This is a genomic window from Seonamhaeicola sp. ABD4_175 (genome assembly GCF_056160885.1).
The window spans coordinates 542,249-563,081 of the sequence record NZ_JBSWYC010000001.1 but is presented as its reverse complement, the minus strand read 5'-3'; the positions used below and the strand labels follow the sequence as shown (position 1 = coordinate 563,081).

Below are 20,833 nucleotides of genomic sequence, written 5' to 3'. Positions count from 1 at the left end.
CTATTTTCTTGTGAAACAGGAAAGCAGTTGGTGTTTTTTTTATGGGCAACCATAACTAATAATGTAAAACGTTATAGTTATGTGTTTTAATATAATTTTTGAGGTTATAATTGGGTTGCTGTTATTACTTTTAAGTATAGCTATTATTGTTACGGTTAAACGTATACTTGTGTTTAATGAAAACGCAAAAAAAAGTAATCAAGCACTTGCTTTTAAAGTGTTTTTAGCAAAAAAGCAAAGTGCGCAATTACAACAAAAAACGGTGTTGTTAAACACCTTAAACACCAAGTTATACCCTCGTTTTTTTAGTATAATTGAACAAATACTTTCATTACAAAAATTTATATTTGATGAAAGTTGATAAATTTTTATGAAAAAACTACTGTGCGCTCTCGTATTAATATTCAGTAATTATTGCTTTTCACAAAATGCTCAAAAAACAATTGATAGTTTAAAAACACTATTAAAAACCCAAAAAGAAATTTCTTTAGTAAATACACTCACAGAACTTGCATGGGAGTATGAAAACCGTAGTATAGATAGTGCATTATTCTATTCAAAACGGGCATTAAAAATTTCAAAAAACATAAAAAGTGACGAGGCTTTTGCTGCGTCTTACAATAGTTTAGCCAGTTGCTTTGATGCTTTAGGAAAACTAGATAGTGCCATTTATTATCATCAAAAAAGTTTAGATTTAAAACTAAAACTTAATAATAGAATTGGTGCAGCAAACACATATAATAACTTAGGCATTGTTTATGATTTATCGGGAGATTTTGATGTGTCTCTAGAACACTACTTTAAAGCATTAAATATTTTTGAATCTGAAAATGTCCCTTTTGATAAAGTACCAATGGTACTGAGTAATATTGGTATTGTTTATAAAAAGCAAAAAGAATTTGATAAAGCTTTAGAGTATTACAACAAGGCCTTAGAAATTTACAAAGCAAATAATTATAGTTTTGGTGAAGTTGTTACAAAAGGTAATATTGGTGCTATTTTAATTCAATTAAGTCAATTTGAAAAGGCAATAAGTTACTGTTCTGAAGCCCAAAAAGCTTACACCAAATTAGGCTACAAAAGGTATGTGCCTTACATGTTAAGTAACATAGCCATTGCTAAAGATAGCTTAAAACGCTACAGCGAAGCAGAAAATGATTTTGAGCGAGTTATTGCTTTATTTCAAAAAGAAAATAATAACTATGAATTAGTGCATAACAAGCTAAGTTTTGCAAATAATTTAAAACAACAAAAAAAACTTAAAAAAGCTTTTGAGCAAGCAAATAGTGCCTTGCAAATAGCCAATAACAAAGGTTTTAAAGAGTGGGAAGTTAAGGCATACAACGTTTTAGCTAAAATTGAAAAGTCAAAACAAAATTACAAAGCTTATGCTGCCTATTTAGAAAAGTATGCCCAAAAAAAAGATAGTTTATTTGAAGAAAATAAAACCAAAACTGTTTTTGAGTTAGAAACCAAATACAAAACCGCTAAAAAAGAAAAAGAAATACAAACACAACGCGCTCAAATAGCAGAAAAAGAACTTAATATTAGTAGAAAAAACACGCAATTACTTGGGCTTGGTGTTTTGGCAATTATACTATCGGTTTTTGGGTATTTGGTATATAAACAACAAAAATTAAAAAATAAACAGCTTCAAAAAGAAAGTCAGTTAAAAGAGGCGCTGTCAAAAATTGAAACTCAAAATAAATTACAAGAGCAACGTTTAAGGATATCAAGAGATTTGCATGATAATATTGGCGCGCAACTTACATTTATAATATCGTCTATTGAAAATTTGCAATACGGTTTCAAAATTTCAAACACCAATTTAACCAATAAACTTACAAGCATAAGTAGTTTTACAAAAGATACTATTAATGAGTTAAGAGACACTATTTGGGCAATGAATAAAAACGAAATTTTATTAACAGATTTGCAAAGCAGAATTTCTAATTTCATTGATAAAGCCAATATATCAGCACAAGACACACATTTTAATTTCAGCATACAAGAAAACTTTAAAAACAATACTGTTTTCACATCTGTTCAAGGCATGAATATTTATAGAATTATGCAAGAGGCCATAAATAATGCTATAAAATACGGCAATGCCAATAATATAAATATTGAAATATCTGAAAAAAATAATAAACTTGTTTTTGAAGTATTTGATAACGGAATTGGTTTTAATTTAGATGAAGTTGAAGCGGGCAACGGTTTAAACAATATGAAGAAACGAGCCGCCGATATTGGTGCAAACATAACCATACAAAGCAACAAAAACTCCGGAACCAAAATAGCAGTAACTTTATGAGTATGATGGTTAAAATAGCTATAGCAGAAGACAATAATTTTTTACTCCAAGTGGTTAAAGAAAAACTCTCTTTTTTTGATGATTTAAAGTTGAGTTTTAATGCAACCAACGGACAAGATTTAATTGAAAAATTGCAAAACAACCATAACTTAGATGTTATTTTAATGGATATTGAAATGCCCGTTAAAAATGGTATTGAGGCTACCGAGATTGTAAAACAAAAGTACCCGCATATTAAAATTATAATGCTTACAGTTTTTGATGATGATGAAAACATTTTTAACGCCATTAAAGCAGGTGCCGATGGTTATTTGCTAAAAGAAGTAAACCCAAAAGATTTATACAACGGTATAGTTGATACTTTAGGAGGTGGCGCAGCCATGACACCTTCAATAGCTATGAAAACTTTAAAATTGTTGCGTACACCTATAAAAAAATCAAAAACAACAACTTGTGAAGAAATAACACTTACCAACCGTGAAGTTGAGGTTTTAGAGCATTTAAGCAAAGGTTTAAGTTATAATGCCATAGCAAATAATTTAATTTTGTCTGTTGGAACCATTAGAAAACATATTGAGAATATCTATAAAAAACTACAAGTACATAATAAATTAGAAGCTGTTCAAAAAGCCAAAAAAAATAACTTAATTTAAAGGTTGTTTAACCTTGCGGTAAACTAAAAAAATAACAACCAACATATATTTGTAGTGTTAATTTACATTCCAAAAAATGCATTGGTTAGACTTCTTATGTCGAAGGAAACTAATGTTTTTTTTTTTGCCTTAAACTTTCCCGTTCAAATTAAAAAATTATAAATTAGTGTATGCGAAAAATTTTATTTGGTGTTGTAATTACTCTGGTTGTTATTTTAACCTTCAAGTATTGTAATGATGAGAAAGAAGATGTAGTTCAGCTTAAAGAAAGTTCGGCACTCATTCAAAAACAAATACAAAACGTAGGGAAACTAGTGGTTACCGAAGGTCATTTTAGTGAGGTGTTTAACTACCAAAACTCTAAAGAACTTTTAGGCTCTTACGTAACATCACAAAAAAAAGCACTGGTAGTTGTAAATGCCAATGTAACTGTGGCGTATGATTTGAGTAAAATAGAATATAAAATTGACGAAAGCACAAAAACGCTTCACATTTTAAGAATTCCTGAAGAGGAAATTAAAATAAGTCCAGATTTTGAATATTATGATATTCAAGCCGATTTTTTTAATCCTTTTGAAGCCAAAGACTATAACGCCATTAAAAATATAGTCAACCAATCTTTGGCCAAAAAAATTGAAGCTTCTGCACTTAAAACAAATGCAAAAAACCGTTTGTTAAGTGAACTTTCAAAGTTTTATATTTTAACAAATTCATTTGGTTGGACTTTAATGTACCAACAAACACCACTTAACACACCCGAGTCTTTACAAAATTTAAAGTTCTAATTTTTTTGCTAAACTTAGCCAACCGCCACCATTAATGCAATCTAAGTTATTTTGTTTTAATAGTTTACTTGCAATACCAGAGCGTACACCACTTGCACAACAGGTAATGATGGGTTTGTTTAGTTTTTTTATGTCATTAATACGCTGGTTAAGTGTTTGTAACGGATAATTTAAGGTGTTTGGAATAGCGCTTTGTAAATATTCCGTTTCTGTTCTTACATCAATAATAACAGCACCTTTGTTGGCATAATCTATAATTTTGTTTTTGTTATTAAATAAAAAGTTTAGTAATCCCATTATTCCTTAAATTTTAAACAAATATCCTTATTAATTTATTAAAACAATGTAACAAAAGTTACCGTGTAATTTTAGTATATTCAACCACGTTTTTACAAGAAATGTAGAAAAATGAATAAAGCTAGTTTGCAGAACATTCATAACAGTATAAAACCTTACATTCATAAAACACCGGTGTTTACATCGCAATTGTTAAATGATATTTGTGAGGCTCAGGTGTTTTTTAAATGCGAAAATTTCCAAAAAATGGGAGCGTTTAAAATGCGCGGTGCAACGCATGCTATTTTAAATTTATCGGAAGAACAAAAGCGTAAAGGTGTAGTAACACATTCTTCAGGTAATTTTGCGCAAGCATTGGCTTTGGCAGCTAAAAGCATTGGTGTAAAAGCATATGTTGTAATGCCCAAAAATGCACCACAAGTAAAAAAAGTGGCGGTTTTGGGTTATGGTGGTATTATAAGTTTTTGCGAGCCTACAAATCAAGCTAGAGAAGCAATGGCTAAAAAAATACAGGCAGAAACTGGAGCAACTTTTTTACATCCATCAAATAATAAAGATGTTATTAATGGACAAGCCACTGCGGCTATTGAGTTGTTAGAAGAACAGCCTAATTTAAGCTACATTTTTGTGCCTGTTGGCGGTGGTGGTTTGCTTGCAGGTACTATTTTAGCAGCAAATGCATTTTCTAAACATTGCAAAGTTATAGCCGGTGAGCCAGAAAATGTAAATGATGCCTACAGGTCTTTACAATCGGGTAAAATTGAAAGTAACACGGCTAATAATACCATTGCCGATGGTTTAAAAACCCAATTAGGAGATAAAAATTTCCCTATTATAAAAAATTATGTTGAAAGTATTGAATTGATTAAGGAAGCTGAAATTACAAATGCTATGGCCTTAATTTGGCAACGTATGAAATTAATAATAGAACCATCAAGCGCAGTAGCTTTTGCAGCAGTTTTGAAACAAAAAAGTAAAATAAAAGGAAAAAAAATAGGTGTGATTTTATCTGGCGGAAATGTTGATATTAGCAATTTACCATTTTAATTGTACTATAAATTAAATAAGAAATTATGCAGGTTACAGAACCTTATGTGAGTTTGAAAATAGAGGAAAGTGTTGGAATAATTGAATTTTTTCATCCAAACCGAAACTCAATGCCTAGTGATGTGTTAACAAAACTAGAACAAACTATTATTGAAGCAGGCGTAAATGATGCCATAAAAATTATTGTTTTAAAAAGTGGCGGTAACCGAACATTTTGTGCTGGTGCAAGTTTTAATGAGTTAATAGCCATTGAAAACGCCAACACAGGTAAGCAATTTTTTTTAGGTTTTGCCAATGTAATTAATGCCATGCGTAAATGCCCCAAGTTAATAATTGGCAGAGTACAAGGTAAAACTGTGGGTGGTGGTTTAGGTTTAGCTGCGGCTACAGATTATTGTTTGGCAACGCAATATGCATCAGTTAAACTAAGTGAATTAAGTATTGGTATTGGGCCTTTTGTAATAGAACCAGCAGTTTCTAGGCGTATAGGAAAAACAGCCATGTCTCAAATGACAATAAATGCCGAAGCGTTTTATGCTGCCAATTGGGCAAAAGAAAAAGGGTTGTTTGCTGAAGTTTTTGATACAACCCAGGAGTTAGACGAAGCCGTATTAAGTTTAGCCAATAAATTAAGTAGTTACAACCCCGAAGCTTTAAAAGAAATGAAAAGAATTTTTTGGGAAGGCACTAGCAATTGGGACGATTTGCTTAGTAAAAGAGCTGAAATAAGTGGTACACTAGTGTTAAGTAAATTCACAAAAAAAACCTTAAAGCGTTTTAGATAAAAAAAAGCTCAAGAAAAGCGAAAGCTTTATCTTGAGCTAAACTAATACTACTAATTGTATCTTAGGATTTATAGTGTAGGTATTAGCCTTAAACTTTAAATTATTCATTACTGAATATTTTTAAGACACATCTTTTTTAATTAGGTCACAATTAAATATTTGATTTTTAATTTATTAAGTTAAATACTGATGTTTTTCTTATTGGTTATTATATGTAAACCATCATCAATTAAGTTACCAAGCTTAGGTTTTTGTTGCTTTACATTTTCTAAATAATTTAAAATGTTGTTGCATAAAACAGTTTCATTATCGGCATGAGCTAATTCAAAAAGTTCAACAGCAAGTAACCAATCTGTGGAGAAATTTTTACTAAGTTCATCAAGTACTTTTGTTCTAGAAATGGTTTTGTTTTTACCTAAGCGGTAATCTCTAACTTGTTGGTAAAGGGCTTCAAGTTTAAGTTGTTTATTAGTTTTTTTAATTTGAATTGTTTTTTCTGAAGGCACATGGGTTATTAAATCAAAACTATTTAAATCTGCAGGTCCGGAAAAAGCAGATGCAATATGTTTTCCAACAGCCATGTCGTACTGGCCCCATTCGGGTTTAAATAAAACGGTGTCATTATGTGTAACGGTACAATTTTTAAAGCTTATTAAAATTATTTTGCCTTTTAAATTACGTTTTCCTGTAATAATTTCACCTGAAACTTTAATGCCACCTTCAAATTCTAAAGTAGTTATTTCTTCTTCAAAAATGTTATAAGCCGCTAAATCTCTGGGGCTCATATCTTCAATAGCAATATTAATACCTTTTAATTTTCCAACCGGAAAACCAAAACCTTTAGAGTGTGTTTTTACACCATGGTTTACAAGTTCTTTTTCTCGGTAAGCTAGCGCTGTATTGCCTGTTGTTTGTACATAAATAGCATTGTTGTTGTAATTAATAACACTGGTGAAAACACCCGAAATTTGAATGCCTGTACTAAGCTCTACAGTGCCTAATGCATTCGAGTTTATTAGTTTTTCAACACCCATTAATCCGCCAGTTCTAACAGCCATGGTGTTTGCAAATTCTTCTAAAATTAAACTTAAATGGGCAAAATTTGGTGTAACAAAAAGCTGAGGTTGTGGTTTAGTGATGTCAAAATCTTTAAAGGTAGCCTCAATACTGTAAGGTAATTTTTTAACAGCATCGGTCATGCACCAAGCGCTTTCACCAATAGATGATAATAAGCCAGCACCATAAATTTTAGGGTTTTCAACCGTGCCAATTAAACCATATTCAACCGTCCACCAATGTAGGTTTCTTATAAGAGCCATTTCACTAGGTTCACCCATGTTTTGTTGTAAAGTTTCTACTTTTTTTTCAGCTTCGGCAATAGCCTCATTACTAGTGTTGGGTGCTTCTTTTATAATAGATAAATGCCTAACGGCTTCATACAATTCATAATCTTTTGCAGAAGAAATGGCTTTACAACCTATTTCACCAAAGCGTCTTAAATACTCGGCATATTCAGGGTTTGCAATTATAGGTGCATGTCCTGCGCCTTCATGAATAATATCTGGTGCTGGGGTGTATTCAATATGTTCTAATTGCCTAATATCACTAGCAATTACAAGTACGTTGTAGGCCTGAAATTCCATAAAAGCATTTGGCGGAATAAAACCATCAACAGCTACTGCTGCCCAACCAATATCTTTTAAAATACGGTTCATGCCGTACATATTTGGAATACTTTCAATTGAAATGCCTGTTTGTTTCAATCCGTTTAAATATGATTTATGTGCCACTTTACTTAAAAAGTTTACATTTTTACGCATTACATAGCGCCATACTGCTTGATCTATGGCAGAATAATCTTCATAATTTTGCGGCTTAATAAATTGTTTTAAATGTTTTGGTAAACGATTTAATATAGGATTAGACTCAACAGCAGTATTCATTTTAATAATTATTAGTAATTGCAGTTTAAAAATACGAAATATTCAACAATGAAATAAAATAGCGCTTATTTTTAAAAATACTTTAATACTTAGCTGATTTATTTTGTAAGGTATTTTGTATATTTATTTACTTTAAATAACTTATTATGTACCATTACAAAGCAAGAATAATTGATGTTTACGATGGCGATACCGTTACAGCCATGGTAGATTTAGGGTTTTTACATTTTCAAGAAATGAAGCTACGCCTTTACGGCATTGACACACCTGAATTAAGAGGTGTTGAGCGTGAAGCCGGCATAGTTGTAAGAGATATTGTGAGAGAAATGATACTTAATAAAGAAGTTGAAATACACTCTTATAAAGATAAGCAGGGTAAATACGGGCGTTATTTAGCAAATATAATTGTTAATGGTGTTGATTTGAACCAATGGTTGGTTGATAACGGGCATGCAAAACCATATTTTCCTTAAAAATAAAAAGCCGCTTATTTGCGGCTTTTTAAAATGTGATTATTGTGTAACTCCCGGAGGATATTTTTCCATTATTTTAGAAACAAACTCTTTAATACGTTCTTCTTTTTTCTCCATGTTACGGCTTAAATAGCCTGTACCCATACCTTGCCAAACAAGTTCTTTTTTGGTAGCATCAATTAAATCAATGTATAAAGTACCTTGCGTACTAGTACTAACAGTTGGTTGGTTCCAACCCCAACCCCAACCGGGTCCCCATCCTGGGCCCCAGCCACCCCAACCCCAGGCGCCATTGCCCCAAGCGTTGTTGTAAACATCAACACGTTGTTGAGATTTTGTAAATAAGCTAACAAGTAAATCTGGTTTTTCAGATTTTGTGTAGCCTTTTGCTAAAAGTTCAGCTTCAATAGCGCGCAAAATTCGGCGTTTATCTAAATCGCTAATTTCAGCTTTGTCTATACCAGTTTTAAAAAAAGCAAAGGTTTTGTAATTGTTAAACGGTGCTTTTTTATCGTAATCGGCCGCTACTCGTACAGAGCTGCATGAGCTAGCAATAAGCACAATTAATAAAATTGGTAATGCTCTAAATAATGTTTTCATAATGCAATTTTTTTTTAACGGTTAAAGTAAATTTAATAAAGAAAATTAACTGTTTTAGGTTATGAGCATTTTTTAATTAAAATGTTTTTCGGTAACGCTAATAACATCAATAATCATACCAATGCTTTGTTGTAGAGTAGGTTGCTTAGTGCTAATTAACGTTTTTTGCCTGTAGCAGCGTTAAATCCGTAAGGGCAATGTCTGCAACCGCTTTCACAACAATAACCACGTTTTAAATGGTATTGCTCTGTGAAACATCGGTAGCCTTCGGGCGTTAAGTAGTAATCGCCTTCTTCAATAGGAATTATTTTTTTCATTAATACAAATATAATGTAATTTGGATTGATTTTTGATGCAAAAAAAGCAATGATACGTATTTCAAAATATATTGTACCAAAAGGTTATACGGGCATAACATTGTTTCCGTTTGTGTTTTTAAAATCTTCAAACTTAAAAGCAAATAAAGTACTTTTAAACCATGAGGCAATTCATTTAAAACAGCAAATTGAATTGTTAGTTTTGCCATTTTATATTTGGTATGTTTTGGAATTTTTATTTAGGCTTGTGCAATACAAAACGTGGCGTTTGGCATATATAAACATTTCATTTGAAAGAGAAGCCTATACTAATGAAGTACAGTTAGAATATTTAAAAAACCGACCATTTTGGGCATTTTTAAAGTACCTTAGCAAATAATGAATTTTAATATTGAAGATAGCATTAATGAGCACGTAGTTTTGCCAAAAAATTATGGTGTAGAATTATATATTAAACGAGAAGACACTATTCATCCTTTTATTTCAGGAAATAAATACCGAAAATTAAAATTTAATTTATTAGAAGCAAAATATCAAGGGCATGATACGCTTGTTACCTTTGGAGGTGCTTTTTCAAACCATATTGCAGCTGTTGCTTATGCCGGAAAACTGTATGGTTTTAAAACCATTGGTATTATTAGAGGTGAAGAATTAAAAGCTAAAGTTGAAGAAAACCCAACATTGCGTTTTGCTGCCCAAAATAATATGCATTTTGAGTTTGTTACAAGAGAAGTTTACAGGCAAAAAACATCAGATGCCTTTTTAAAACATTTAAAAGCTTTTTTTGGTAAGTTTTATTTAGTGCCCGAAGGCGGAACCAATACATTAGCTATTAAGGGGTGTCAAGAAATTTTAACCAAAACCGATGCTCAATTTGATTACGTGTGTACAGCTGTAGGCACAGGCGGTACAATAGCTGGTTTAATAAATAGTGCACAAGAAAATCAAGAAATTTTAGGATTTCCGGCCTTAAAAGGAGACTTTTTAAAAGAAGATATTAGTAAATTTGCAATACAAAATAATTGGCGTTTAATTACAGATTACCACTTTGGCGGATATGCCAAAATAAATGAGGAGTTGGTAACGTTTATAAATACCTTTAAAACTGAAAATAATATACCTTTAGATCCTGTTTATACAGGAAAAATGCTATTTGGTATTTTCGATTTAATAAAAAAAGGATACTTTAAAAAAGGATCTAAAATTTTAGCAATTCATACAGGTGGTTTACAAGGTATTACTGGAATGAATGCCGTTTTAAAAAAGAAACAATTGCCTTTAATTAAATAAATGAAAAAAACACTATTTATAATTTGTCTTAGCTGCTTTTTGTTTAATTGTAAAACAAAAAAACATGTTGTAACTAAACCTAAAAAGCAACCAGTAGAGCGCGTAAGTAAAACAAACAAGGAAACACCCGCACAAACAACAGTGCCTGCTGTTAAAGTATTTACTAATGATACTGAAAAGTATATTGATGCTTACAAAACCATTGCCCAAAACGAAATGAAATTATACAACATACCGGCAAGTATTACCTTGGCTCAAGGTATTTTAGAGTCGGCTTCAGGTAATGGAAGACTATCTGTAAAAGCAAATAACCATTTTGGTATAAAATGCCATGACTGGAAAGGAGCAAAAATTTATCATGATGATGATGCCAAAGGCGAATGTTTTAGAAAATACAAAGACGCTAAATATTCGTTTAGAGATCATTCATTATTTTTAAAAGAACGTAAACGATATGCAGGTTTATTTCAGTTAAAAGAAAACGATTATAAAGCTTGGGCAAAAGGATTAAAAGCTGCAGGTTATGCTACAGATAGAAAATATCCACAGAAATTAATTTCTTTAATTGAACGTTACAACTTGCATCAATACGATAAAGAAGTACTAGTTTATGGTTACGTAGCACCTGTTGAACCGCTTAATAAAACTATAATTTATGTGGTAGAAAAAGGAGACACGTTATATTCAATTTCAAAAAAATATAATTTAACAGTTCAACAACTTCAAAATATAAATGGTTTAACAAACACGAGTTTAAGTATAGGGCAAGAATTAATTGTTAAACCATAAATACAAAACTAATTTTTCATGATTTATAAAAGAAGTAGTGCTTTGTTTGCCGAAGCAGAAAAAGTAATTCCAGGAGGCGTAAATTCACCCGTTAGAGCTTTTAAAGGTGTTGGTGGTACACCCATTTTTGTAAAAGAAGCCAAAGGTGCTTATTTGTTTGATGAAGATGGTAATAAGTTAATAGATTACATAAACTCTTGGGGACCAATGATTTTAGGGCATGCTTATAAACCCGTTGTTGATGCTGTAGTTGAAAAAGCCAAAAAAGGAACTTCCTTTGGAATGCCTACTGAAATTGAAACTAAAATTGCAGAATTAGCCGTTTCAATGGTGCCTAATATTGATAAAATTAGATTTGTAAATTCTGGTACCGAAGCATGTATGAGTGCCGTTAGGCTTGCACGCGGTTATACCGGAAAAGATAAAGTAATAAAATTTGCAGGCTGTTACCACGGGCATAGCGATTCGTTTTTAATTCAGGCAGGTAGTGGCGCCAGCACATTTGGTACGCCAAATAGCCCAGGCGTAACGCAAGGTACTGCTAAAGATACTTTGTTGGCAACGTATAATGATATAACAAATGTAGAGCAATTAATTGATGCTAATAAAAATGAAATAGCTTGCATAATTATTGAGCCTGTTGCTGGTAATATGGGGTGTATTCCTCCAAAAGAAGGGTTTTTACAAGCATTAAGAAATTTGTGTGATACACATAATATTTTATTAATTTTTGATGAAGTAATGACTGGATTTAGGCTAGCAAAAGGAGGCGCACAGGAATTATTTAATATTAAGGCAGATATTGTTTGTTTTGGTAAAGTTATTGGCGGTGGTTTGCCCGTTGGTGCTTTTGCTGCTAGAAACGAAATAATGAATTATTTAGCGCCGCTTGGGCCTGTGTATCAAGCTGGTACATTAAGCGGAAATCCATTAGCTATGGCTGCTGGTTTAGCTATGATTAGCACACTTAACAATGATACCCAAATTTTTAAAAGGTTAGAAGAGAAAACTAAATATTTACATGAAGGCATAGCAAATGTATTAACGCAAAACAATGTGGTTTATACTATTAACAGAGTTGGCTCTATGATTTCTGTACATTTTGATGAAGGTGAAGTAACTAATTTTGATACGGCTGCTAAGGGTAATAATGATACGTTTAAAAAATTCTTTCATGGCCTGTTAAATCAAGGTGTTTATATTGCACCTAGTGCTTTTGAAACTTGGTTTATTACAGATGCTTTAACTTATGAAGATTTAGATTTTACTATAAACGCGGTTAACGAAGTTGCCAAAACATTATAAGTTGCGTATATATTTAAAATAGAAAAAGGCAATTCAACATTCTGAATTGCCTTTTTCATTAACAAACTATAATCAATCAACAAACTAAATTTTAGTTTCTTTTTCACCATGCATTCTCTTTTTATGCATGCCTTTTTTACCTTTTTTACCGCGGTGTGCCATTTTTGCTTGTATTTTTTCCCATTTAGCAAATTGCGTTTCGTTTAAAATTTTCTTCATGCTAGCTTTCATAGCAATTTGATGGTCTAATCTTTCATTCATCATTTTTAAACGCGCTTCTTTTGTTGGTTTTTCAAGTTCACCACTTTCTTTTTTAGCTTTAAAAGCATCTCTTTTGGCTTTTCTTGCTTCGGCATTTTTTAAAAGTATATCTTTTACTTGGGCTTGTTGCTTTTCATTTAAGTCTAAATGTAAAGTCATTTTTTTTGTTTGTAGTGTTGCCGCTTCTTCTGGTGTTAAATCATGCATTTTGTGCATGTTATTTTTTTGTTTTCTGTCTTGATTTGGCTGCGCAAAAGCTTGTACAGTTACAAGGGCAATTGCAATTACTAGTATTTTTTTCATTGTATTTAAGTTTTTAATTTTAATGTGCCTTTTTGACTTAAACGAAATGAAAAGGTTTAATTGTAATTTTAATTTAACGTGAAATTAACAGAATAGGTTACTTAATAATAGGAATGCTTAATTGAATACCTGTTTGAAAATCGGGTGCGTTATTTACTTCTAAATCTTGTTTAAAGTAACATGATATTTTGTAGTTTGGACGTTTGTATGTGTAAGTAGCCGCTATGGTTGATAGTGTTTTGTAAAGTGTACTAACACCATTGTGCCAACCGCCATTAATTTCGGCCCATTTACCAGATAGCTTGTAATAGCCTTCTTCTTCTTTTTTGTTGTAGCGTGTTTGCATTTGATAATTTATACCAAAAGCATGATAGTTTTTTTGTTTGGTAAATGTGGTAAATTCTATATTACCTTCAAAAGTTGCTAAAAACAAATTGTTACCCAAATCTATAGCATTGTTACTAAACTTAATGATGTTTTTTCTTAAAAGATTAGTGCCAAAGGCTATGTTAAAAGGAAACTTCTTATTAATAAAATATTGTTTTACAATGTTTGCAGATAAACCAAAATCTGCCGAAGGGTTATGTTTTGAGGTGTTTATGCCTAAATGTGAACCAAAATTTATAAATATATTTCGGGTTTTATTAATTTTTAAATTGGGGTAGTAGTAATACGCCAATTCTAAACCACTAATAAAAAAGTCGTTGTTTTCAAATCTCAAAGTATTACCATTTCTATCTAAATACTCAAAGTTAACTTGGTTTAACCCGTAGTAGCGTCTTCCAAAAGGGTCTTCGCCACCGGCAATATTGCTATGAAACCATTCAATAGTTTCATCACTTGTAAATAAAGAAAAAGGGTGTTTGCCTTTGGTTATTAGGTAAGATCTTAAATTAAGGTTTAATTCTTGTGTATTGCTTATTGGTATGGTATAGCCAATTCTAAACTCTTTTAAAACAGCATCAATAACAATATTCATGTAATCTGCGGGTGTAGTTTCTTGGTTAATAAAATTAAAACGCCGGTAAAACCATGTGGTATTGCTTAATTGTTTTCTAACTTCGGGGTCTTTAGGAAAATAAGCTTCAACGTAAGGGTGAAACGTATTGCCGCTGCTGTATTGAAGCGTTATTTCTTTATTTTTTGTTGCCTTGTGTTTAAAGTTGGTGTTAATTCTAGCATTAAAAACTCCAAAATGATGTGTGCTTAATAATGACGGGTTTTCTATGCCGTTTTTAATGTGTAAACTGTCTTGTTTTTGAGCAAAAAAAACGTTTGAAAACAGTATGAAAAATAGAATGACACCCTTTTTAATCATGGGCACAAATATAGTGTAATTTAGAGTTGTTGTTTCTTAAATTTAACCAACGCATATTGTTTTTCTTAAAAAAAATATAAAGTGAAGTTAATTGTGTTAAACCTTTCTAAATAAGCATTGCTACGTGGTTTTTTTATTGGTTATTTGTGTTATAATTTAGTTTTCAATAAGAGAAATACATCTAATAAGTGATTTACACTTTTAGAGTTTTAACTTTTAGTATTAAATTTAGTTAAGTTGTTAGTTAGTTTTAAAACCCGATGATTGAGAGTCATCGGGTTTTAATTTTTAATCAACTTGAAATGTAGAAAAATGGTAAACAGGCACACCATCATCAGTTACGCCTTCAATTTTTATGGCATAATTACTTCTAACATCACTGGTGAAAAATGAAATGTTCTGATTGTTTTTCTCTTGGGTTAATTGAATTTTGGGTTCCCAATGCAGAGTTGTTCTAATATCTTGTTTGTTACTACTATCAAAAGGATCAATATGGTTTGGGGCATAAAATTCTCTAGCGGTATAAAAACCTGTTGACGTAAAATCTATAATACCAGGTTTACGCTTTATGTTTTTTGCTAAAAAATCGGCACCTTCTTTTTGGTGAATAACAATAACACCATTGCCACTATTTGGAAAAAATACAGCATCGGGTCCTTTTAAAACATCAATAAATTCTATTTCGGCCCCTGTCATTGTATAAACATCTTCAATTTGTACAGGAATATTATTAAGGTAAATACTTGGTGTGCCGCCACCTCTTATTGTAATGCTGTCATTAACAACATTAACACCCGGCACCATACTAACCAACTCTAAAAAACTCATGGTTTCTAAGTTTTCATAATCTTTCATGTCAATTCTGTTCGTTGGAAAGCCGTAAATTGCTTTTTCATTAAGCTCTTCGGTTCTTTTTTCTTCTTGTGTTTTTCGGGTAGCTGTAACTACAACTTCGTCTAGTAAGCGGGCGTCTTCAATAAAACCTAAATTAATATCATATATGTTTTTAGATTGTTTTATGAAGTTGTTAATTTTTGTAGAATCGTTTAAATTAGGTTTTAAAACAGATTGCCTTTTAATAATTGGGCTTGGACTATAGTTTGGCGTTAAATGAATATCTACCATCCTGTTGGCTTTGGTTTCTTCTTTTTGAAAATTGTTTACTCTAGCTTCAATAATGGTAGGCATGGTATCCATAAATACAAACGGGCCATATTCAAAACTACCATTAGCGTTTACAGGCTTTTTTTCTTGATGCGGAAATGTACCCATAAAAGTTAACCTTGTAGTACCTGTTTTTATGCTTTTGTTTTTTTGAGAAGTTATACGACCAGAAATATATAAACCTCTTTCTGGTTTATAAATGGTTTCTTTTTTTGTTTCATATAAAAGGTTGTTCCATGTAAAGCGTCTCCAACCATGTGTTAGCATAACAAGGTCTAATAAATATTTGCGTTTGGCATTGTTGTTTTCAAAAAAGTATCCTGGGTTTTCTATATGACCTCTTAAATCTGAATTTAATAGCAAATAGGTTTTAATATTTTCTTGTAGTGTGCTATGTTCAATAGCATCAATATCAGTAATAGCCATAGATAAATTACCAGTAACAGCATTACCTTGCTTATCTTTTACATTAACATTAAAATTTACCTGTTGTCTTGTTCCGGGGTTTTTATTATTTGTGGTTAAGTTTACCTGTACATCATTTTCGGGGTTATCAATATACACTAATCGTTCGGCAACGGGTTTTCCTTCGTTGTTAAAAAGTGTAAAATGTGTAACACCATCATTTAGTGTGTTGGTGTTAAGTTTAATAACATAATTTTTAATTGCAGTGTTTTCAGTTTTTTCAAAAACAAAATCACCTCTTTGGTGTGCCACTAAATAAGCATTTTTTAGTCCAATAGGGTTGTTTGTTGATACACCAACCAATAAATGGTTGCCATTATTTACAATGTTAAGATTGTAACCTACAGGTAATGCTTTAGGAAGCGGATACGTGTGTTCAACGTTGTTTATTGTTACATGAGCGGCGTAGCTTTTACCACTTTTAGGAGTTAAACTAGCAATGCCTAAGCCAAATTGTAATGTTTTAAAAGCAGATAGAACATTGTTGTCAGAATCTTTAATTACACCGCTAATAGCAATATCGCGGTTTAGTTTGTCTTTTACTTTTATGCCAATTTTTGAAGATAAACCATTTACTAAATATCCGCCTTCGGGATAAAAACTAATTTCGGGTTTTTCTTTTAATGTGTTGTTTTGTTTAGGCGTAAGTTCGGTTTTTGTTATGTTGGTAGTAATGCTGTCTGTGTTACTAACATTCCAAATAGGAATTTGTTTTTTAAAAAAATAATCGGTGTCTTGGTTACGCATATAGTTGGTATAAGCTCTTAGCATATAATTACCAGATTTCCAGTTTTTTTCAATTTTGAAATCGCCTGCCGTATTTTGGGTAAACATGTATAGCTGTTTTTTTGAAACAATACTATCTTGTTCATTTATAAGCTCAACATAAACCACTCTGCTTTTATTACTTTTTTTGTGGTTTATGCCGTTTACTAAATAAGTACTAAACCAAATATCTTCGCCTAAAGAATAGTAAGGTTTATCTGTTTGAACGTATACTTTTTCAGGGTAATTATCAATGTAGCTGTTTAATTTTTCTTGAATTAACTCTGAAAAATTATTGGTTATTGTGAATGAAAGTAACAAGCAAACAATAAAACCAAGCGTAATTTTTTTAAGCATTTTGTTTTGGGTAAAGTTTAGTTTTTTAACAGATTTAAAAGTACAATATTTTAGTGTGAAAATTTTCTTAAAATTCATTAACAGAATTTTAGACTTTTGTTTTTGCTTTTGATTTAAACTTGTTTAAAAAAAAAGAGGAATTACAATAGCAATTCCTCTTTTTAAAATATTTAAGTGTTTTTTGTTATACCACAGAAACAAATAAATCTTCATCAGTTTTTTCAACTTTAGCAAGACTGTTTTTAGTAAGTTCTTTAATAGATTTATCCCATTTTTTATTAGATAAACCTGCTTGTGTTTTTAAATCTGCAAGAGGTAATTTCTCGGCTTTTTTCAAAATATCTAAAACCGCTTTGGCATCATCAGTAATGGCTACTTTTTTCTTTTCAGGGCGCATTTGCGGGAAGAATAACACCTCTTGTATAGATTGGTTATTAGTTAAAAACATAATTAACCTATCCATACCAATACCCATTCCAGATGTTGGTGGCATACCATATTCTAAAGCGCGTAAAAAATCAAAATCTATAAACTCAGTTGCTTCATCATCACCTTTAGCCGCTAGTTTCAATTGGTGCTCAAAACGTTCACGTTGGTCTATTGGGTCATTTAATTCAGAGTATGCATTTGCAATTTCTTTACCACAAACCATAAGCTCAAAACGCTCTGTTAATTCAGGGTTATCTCTGTGTTCTTTACATAATGGGCTCATTTCTTTAGGGTAATCTGTAATAAAGGTTGGTTGTATGTAGTTGCCTTCACATTTTTCACCAAAAATTTCATCAATTAGTTTGCCTTTCCCCATAGTTGCATCAACCTCAATACCCATATCAATGGCTGCTTTTCTAATTTCATCTTCGGTTTTACCAGTAATATCAAAGCCAGTAAATTCTTTAATAGAATCGGCCATGGTAACTCGGGCATAAGGAGCTTTAAAATCAACCTCATGTTTGCCAAAAGTTGCTTGGGTAGTACCGTTTACAGCCATAGCACAGTGCTCTAAAAGGCGTTCACAAAAGTCCATCATCCAGTTGTAGTCTTTGTACGAAACATAAATTTCCATAGCCGTAAACTCTGGGTTATGAGTTCTGTCCATACCTTCGTTTCTAAAGTTTTTAGAAAACTCATAAACGCCATCAAAACCACCAACAATAAGTCTTTTTAAGTAAAGCTCATTGGCAATACGCATGTATAAAGGCACATCAAGGGCGTTATGGTGTGTAATAAAAGGTCTTGCGGCGGCACCACCAGGAATAGGTTGCAAAACAGGAGTTTCAACCTCAAAATAACCAGCATCATTAAAAAACTGGCGCATAGCGTTAAATAATTTTGTGCGCTTTACAAAAACATCTTTTACATGCGGGTTAACAACCAAATCTGCATAACGTTGGCGGTAACGTTGTTCTGGGTCCGTAAAGGCATCAAAAACAACGCCGTCTTTTTCTTTTGGTAGTGGTAATGGTTTTAAAGCCTTACTAAGTAATTTAAAATCTTTAACACGCACGCTTTTTTCGCCAACTTTAGTGGTAAATAAATCGCCTTCAATACCAATAAAATCGCCAAAATCTAAAAGTTTTTTAAAAATTTCGTTGTATTTAGTTTTGTCTTCACCAGTACAAATTTCATCTCTGTTAAAGTATACTTGTATTTTGCCCTGGGCATCTTGTAGTTGGGCAAAACTAGCTTTACCTTGTATTTTAACCATCATTAAACGACCTGCAATGGTAACATCTTTACCTTCTTCAAACTGTTCTTTAATTTGTTTTGAAGTATGGCTTACAGGATATAAATCTGCAGGGTATGGGTTAATACCTAAAGCACGTAATTTTTGTAATTTTTCTCTTCTAACTAGCTCTTGCTCTGATAATTGCGACATAATCTAAAAACTGTGTGTAATTTTAAGTGCACAAAGATAATCATTTGATTTACAGTTTGCCATTTTTTTTTGGGCGTTACCGCGCTTTAGGCGCGGTCGGGCTTTACGCGCTACACGGTAGCTTGCTGCAATCCCTAACGCGAGGGCAAACCCATAAAGATGTTATGTTTATGTAACAAAATTGAAATGTTAACGTCTTATATATACATCAATCAAATCAAAATAAATAATAATGAGTTTTTGGAGAGTTTTATTATCCATTATATGTCCGCCACTAGCCGTAATAGACAAAGGTTGTGGCTCAATTTTAATAGTGTTTTTATTGTGGTTATGCGGCTGGGTGCCAGGTGTAATTGCAGCATTAGTTATACTTAATAACCCTAAACATTAAACGCAAAAAATGTTGTATTTTTGTGGGCTATGAATAAGGAAATAAAAGTAACCGATTTAGGCCACAAAGATTATAAAGACACTTGGGATTACCAAGAACAGCTTTTTAAAGGTATTGTAAATACAAAAGTTAAAAATAGGCGTGAAGACGCTGGTTTAAAAACCAACAATTATTTTTTGTTTGTAGAGCATCCACATGTGTATACTTTAGGTAAAAGTGGCGATGTATCAAACCTGCTTTTAAATGAAGCACAACTACAAGAAAAAGGCGCTACATTTTATAAAATAAACCGTGGTGGAGATATAACTTACCATGGCCCAGGACAAATTGTTGGTTACCCTATTTTAGATTTAGAAAATTTTTTTACAGATATACACAAATACCTACGCTTGTTAGAAGAAATGATAATTTTAACCCTAGCAGAATATGGCTTAAAAGCTGAGAGAAGCACGGGTGAAACAGGCGTTTGGTTAGATGTGGGTACGCCGTTTGCAAGAAAAATTTGTGCCATGGGTGTGCGCGCTAGCCGATGGGTAACCATGCATGGTTTTGCCTTAAACGTAAATGCCGATTTAGGTTATTTTGACAATATAATACCGTGTGGCATTAGGGGTAAAGCTGTTACAAGTTTACATGTAGAGTTGGGTAAAACTAAAGTTGACGAAACCGAAGTTAAAAACAAACTTTTAAAACATTTTAAAACACTTTTTGAAGCAGAACTTGTACACAGTAAAGCAACAGCTTTTTAAGTTATTTAATTCTTTTGGCTTGGGTTGTAAATGATAAACCTTGTTGCCCCATTGTAGAATTCATAATACCTTCAAATAAAGGTTCGGGGCAGTTTTTAGGAATTTTCCATTCAAAAATAAAGTTTGAACCTGTACCGCCAGATGTATCAGTTTCATCAATAACAATATCGGCAGTTTCCATAGGAGCTAAAAAAATAGGTTTGTTAAAGTAGGCCCTAATTGCTTTTCCGTGTGTGTCATAATACTGAGCTTTTAAAATATAAATGGTATCTGTATCACTGGTGTTTCTTAAGCTAACCATGGCGGTTAAATTGTGCGTTTTGTTTTCGGTTAAACTATAAATTTGAGAATAAATAGATAGGTATGATTTACCGTATTCTAAAGAATCTGTAGCGCTTAAGTTTGCAATATGGCGTTTTGCCCAATTATCTGGGTTTATAGAGCTTATTTGTTTTTTTTCTTCGCAGCTGTAAACTAAAAGTGCTGTAAATATAAGTGCGAATATGATTTTCATAATACCAGTTTTTTTGTGTGAGATGGCTAACTAAATGTACTTAAAATTTTTTAAAACACAGCATTGTTGTTT

At 32.0% G+C, this 20,833-nt stretch carries 22 protein-coding genes; 13 read left to right on the top strand and 9 right to left on the bottom strand.

Annotated features, from left to right (window positions below; translation table 11 throughout):
• Positions 1 to 79 precede the first annotated feature (79 nt).
• The 4 genes from ACXAG4_RS02255 to ACXAG4_RS02240 all read left to right on the top strand — a co-directional run bounded on the left by ACXAG4_RS02255 (position 80) and on the right by ACXAG4_RS02240 (position 3,752).
• Complete coding sequence (locus ACXAG4_RS02255; RefSeq protein WP_475294449.1) at positions 80 to 361, top strand: hypothetical protein; 282 nt, start codon at positions 80 to 82, stop codon at positions 359 to 361.
• A 9-nt stretch (positions 362 to 370) separates the two neighbouring features.
• Entirely contained in the window at positions 371 to 2,314 is a 1,944-nt protein-coding gene (locus ACXAG4_RS02250; RefSeq protein WP_475294448.1) for a tetratricopeptide repeat-containing sensor histidine kinase, read from the top strand.
• A 2-nt stretch (positions 2,315 to 2,316) separates the two neighbouring features.
• Positions 2,317 to 2,967: a response regulator gene (locus ACXAG4_RS02245; protein ID WP_475294447.1), complete on the top strand. Its 651-nt coding sequence runs from the start codon at positions 2,317 to 2,319 to the stop codon at positions 2,965 to 2,967.
• Between the two features lie 170 nt (positions 2,968 to 3,137).
• Positions 3,138 to 3,752 carry a DUF4230 domain-containing protein gene (locus ACXAG4_RS02240; protein WP_475294446.1) on the top strand — a complete coding sequence of 205 codons (615 nt, stop codon included), beginning with the start codon at positions 3,138 to 3,140 and terminating at the stop codon, positions 3,750 to 3,752.
• On the opposite strand, the gene ACXAG4_RS02235 is transcribed toward ACXAG4_RS02240, so the two are convergent.
• On the bottom strand, positions 3,741 to 4,049 hold the full coding sequence (locus ACXAG4_RS02235) for a rhodanese-like domain-containing protein (protein WP_475294445.1): 309 nt from the start codon (positions 4,047 to 4,049) through the stop codon (positions 3,741 to 3,743). The two genes, ACXAG4_RS02240 and ACXAG4_RS02235, sit on opposite strands and share 12 nt — an antisense overlap.
• Positions 4,050 to 4,160: 111 nt before the next feature.
• Here ACXAG4_RS02235 and ACXAG4_RS02230 point away from each other — a divergent pair, with 111 nt between their 5' ends.
• Together ACXAG4_RS02230 and ACXAG4_RS02225 are read left to right on the top strand one after the other, a co-directional pair.
• The gene (locus ACXAG4_RS02230; RefSeq protein ID WP_475294444.1) at positions 4,161 to 5,096 is read left to right on the top strand and encodes a pyridoxal-phosphate dependent enzyme; all 936 of its coding nucleotides are present in this window, start codon (positions 4,161 to 4,163) and stop codon (positions 5,094 to 5,096) included.
• A gap of 26 nt (positions 5,097 to 5,122) precedes the next feature.
• Positions 5,123 to 5,881: an enoyl-CoA hydratase/isomerase family protein gene (locus tag ACXAG4_RS02225; protein WP_475294443.1), complete on the top strand. Its 759-nt coding sequence runs from the start codon at positions 5,123 to 5,125 to the stop codon at positions 5,879 to 5,881.
• A gap of 179 nt (positions 5,882 to 6,060) precedes the next feature.
• Here ACXAG4_RS02225 and ACXAG4_RS02220 read toward each other — a convergent pair whose 3' ends face one another.
• Positions 6,061 to 7,824 (bottom strand): aromatic amino acid hydroxylase, encoded by a 1,764-nt coding sequence (locus tag ACXAG4_RS02220; RefSeq protein ID WP_475294442.1) that lies wholly within the window; start codon positions 7,822 to 7,824, stop codon positions 6,061 to 6,063.
• 146 nt (positions 7,825 to 7,970) lie between these two features.
• On the opposite strand from ACXAG4_RS02220, the gene ACXAG4_RS02215 reads away from it, so the two are divergent.
• A complete protein-coding gene (locus tag ACXAG4_RS02215) occupies positions 7,971 to 8,297 on the top strand; it encodes a thermonuclease family protein (protein WP_475294441.1) in 327 nt (108 codons plus the stop codon).
• Between the two features lie 39 nt (positions 8,298 to 8,336).
• On the opposite strand, the gene ACXAG4_RS02210 is transcribed toward ACXAG4_RS02215, so the two are convergent.
• Complete coding sequence (locus tag ACXAG4_RS02210) at positions 8,337 to 8,897, bottom strand: DUF4136 domain-containing protein (RefSeq protein ID WP_475294440.1); 561 nt, start codon at positions 8,895 to 8,897, stop codon at positions 8,337 to 8,339.
• 155 nt (positions 8,898 to 9,052) lie between these two features.
• Entirely contained in the window at positions 9,053 to 9,214 is a 162-nt protein-coding gene (locus ACXAG4_RS02205; RefSeq protein WP_475294439.1) for a DUF5522 domain-containing protein, read from the bottom strand.
• 49 nt (positions 9,215 to 9,263) lie between these two features.
• On the opposite strand from ACXAG4_RS02205, the gene ACXAG4_RS02200 reads away from it, so the two are divergent.
• Genes ACXAG4_RS02200 through hemL form a run of 4 tightly spaced genes read left to right on the top strand, consistent with a single transcriptional unit; the run spans position 9,264 to position 12,598 of the window.
• Positions 9,264 to 9,593, top strand: coding sequence for a hypothetical protein (locus ACXAG4_RS02200; RefSeq protein WP_475294438.1), 330 nt, complete (start codon positions 9,264 to 9,266; stop codon positions 9,591 to 9,593).
• On the top strand, positions 9,593 to 10,504 hold the full coding sequence (locus ACXAG4_RS02195; RefSeq protein WP_475294437.1) for a 1-aminocyclopropane-1-carboxylate deaminase/D-cysteine desulfhydrase: 912 nt from the start codon (positions 9,593 to 9,595) through the stop codon (positions 10,502 to 10,504). The genes ACXAG4_RS02200 and ACXAG4_RS02195 overlap by 1 nt, the downstream gene beginning before the upstream one ends.
• Positions 10,505 to 11,293 (top strand): glucosaminidase domain-containing protein, encoded by a 789-nt coding sequence (locus tag ACXAG4_RS02190; protein ID WP_475294436.1) that lies wholly within the window; start codon positions 10,505 to 10,507, stop codon positions 11,291 to 11,293. It abuts the gene before it with no gap.
• 18 nt (positions 11,294 to 11,311) lie between these two features.
• On the top strand, positions 11,312 to 12,598 hold the full coding sequence (gene hemL, locus ACXAG4_RS02185; RefSeq protein WP_475294435.1) for a glutamate-1-semialdehyde 2,1-aminomutase: 1,287 nt from the start codon (positions 11,312 to 11,314) through the stop codon (positions 12,596 to 12,598).
• A gap of 84 nt (positions 12,599 to 12,682) precedes the next feature.
• Here the strand turns inward: hemL and ACXAG4_RS02180 are convergent, their stop codons facing one another.
• The 4 genes from ACXAG4_RS02180 to lysS all read right to left on the bottom strand — a co-directional run bounded on the left by ACXAG4_RS02180 (position 12,683) and on the right by lysS (position 19,107).
• A complete protein-coding gene (locus ACXAG4_RS02180; protein ID WP_475294434.1) occupies positions 12,683 to 13,162 on the bottom strand; it encodes a hypothetical protein in 480 nt (159 codons plus the stop codon).
• 97 nt (positions 13,163 to 13,259) lie between these two features.
• Positions 13,260 to 14,480, bottom strand: coding sequence for a hypothetical protein (locus ACXAG4_RS02175; protein WP_475294433.1), 1,221 nt, complete (start codon positions 14,478 to 14,480; stop codon positions 13,260 to 13,262).
• A gap of 288 nt (positions 14,481 to 14,768) precedes the next feature.
• Positions 14,769 to 17,231, bottom strand: a complete 2,463-nt coding sequence (locus tag ACXAG4_RS02170) for a TonB-dependent receptor plug domain-containing protein (RefSeq protein WP_475294432.1) — start codon at positions 17,229 to 17,231, stop codon at positions 14,769 to 14,771.
• A 184-nt stretch (positions 17,232 to 17,415) separates the two neighbouring features.
• Positions 17,416 to 19,107 carry a lysine--tRNA ligase gene (gene lysS / locus ACXAG4_RS02165; RefSeq protein ID WP_475294431.1) on the bottom strand — a complete coding sequence of 564 codons (1,692 nt, stop codon included), beginning with the start codon at positions 19,105 to 19,107 and terminating at the stop codon, positions 17,416 to 17,418.
• 232 nt (positions 19,108 to 19,339) lie between these two features.
• Here lysS and ACXAG4_RS02160 point away from each other — a divergent pair, with 232 nt between their 5' ends.
• The gene (locus ACXAG4_RS02160) at positions 19,340 to 19,498 is read left to right on the top strand and encodes a YqaE/Pmp3 family membrane protein (RefSeq protein ID WP_475294430.1); all 159 of its coding nucleotides are present in this window, start codon (positions 19,340 to 19,342) and stop codon (positions 19,496 to 19,498) included.
• A gap of 29 nt (positions 19,499 to 19,527) precedes the next feature.
• Complete coding sequence (gene lipB, locus ACXAG4_RS02155; protein ID WP_475294429.1) at positions 19,528 to 20,247, top strand: lipoyl(octanoyl) transferase LipB; 720 nt, start codon at positions 19,528 to 19,530, stop codon at positions 20,245 to 20,247.
• Between the two features lies 1 nt (position 20,248).
• On the opposite strand, the gene ACXAG4_RS02150 is transcribed toward lipB, so the two are convergent.
• Positions 20,249 to 20,761 carry a DUF3124 domain-containing protein gene (locus tag ACXAG4_RS02150; RefSeq protein WP_475294428.1) on the bottom strand — a complete coding sequence of 171 codons (513 nt, stop codon included), beginning with the start codon at positions 20,759 to 20,761 and terminating at the stop codon, positions 20,249 to 20,251.
• Positions 20,762 to 20,833 lie beyond the last annotated feature (72 nt).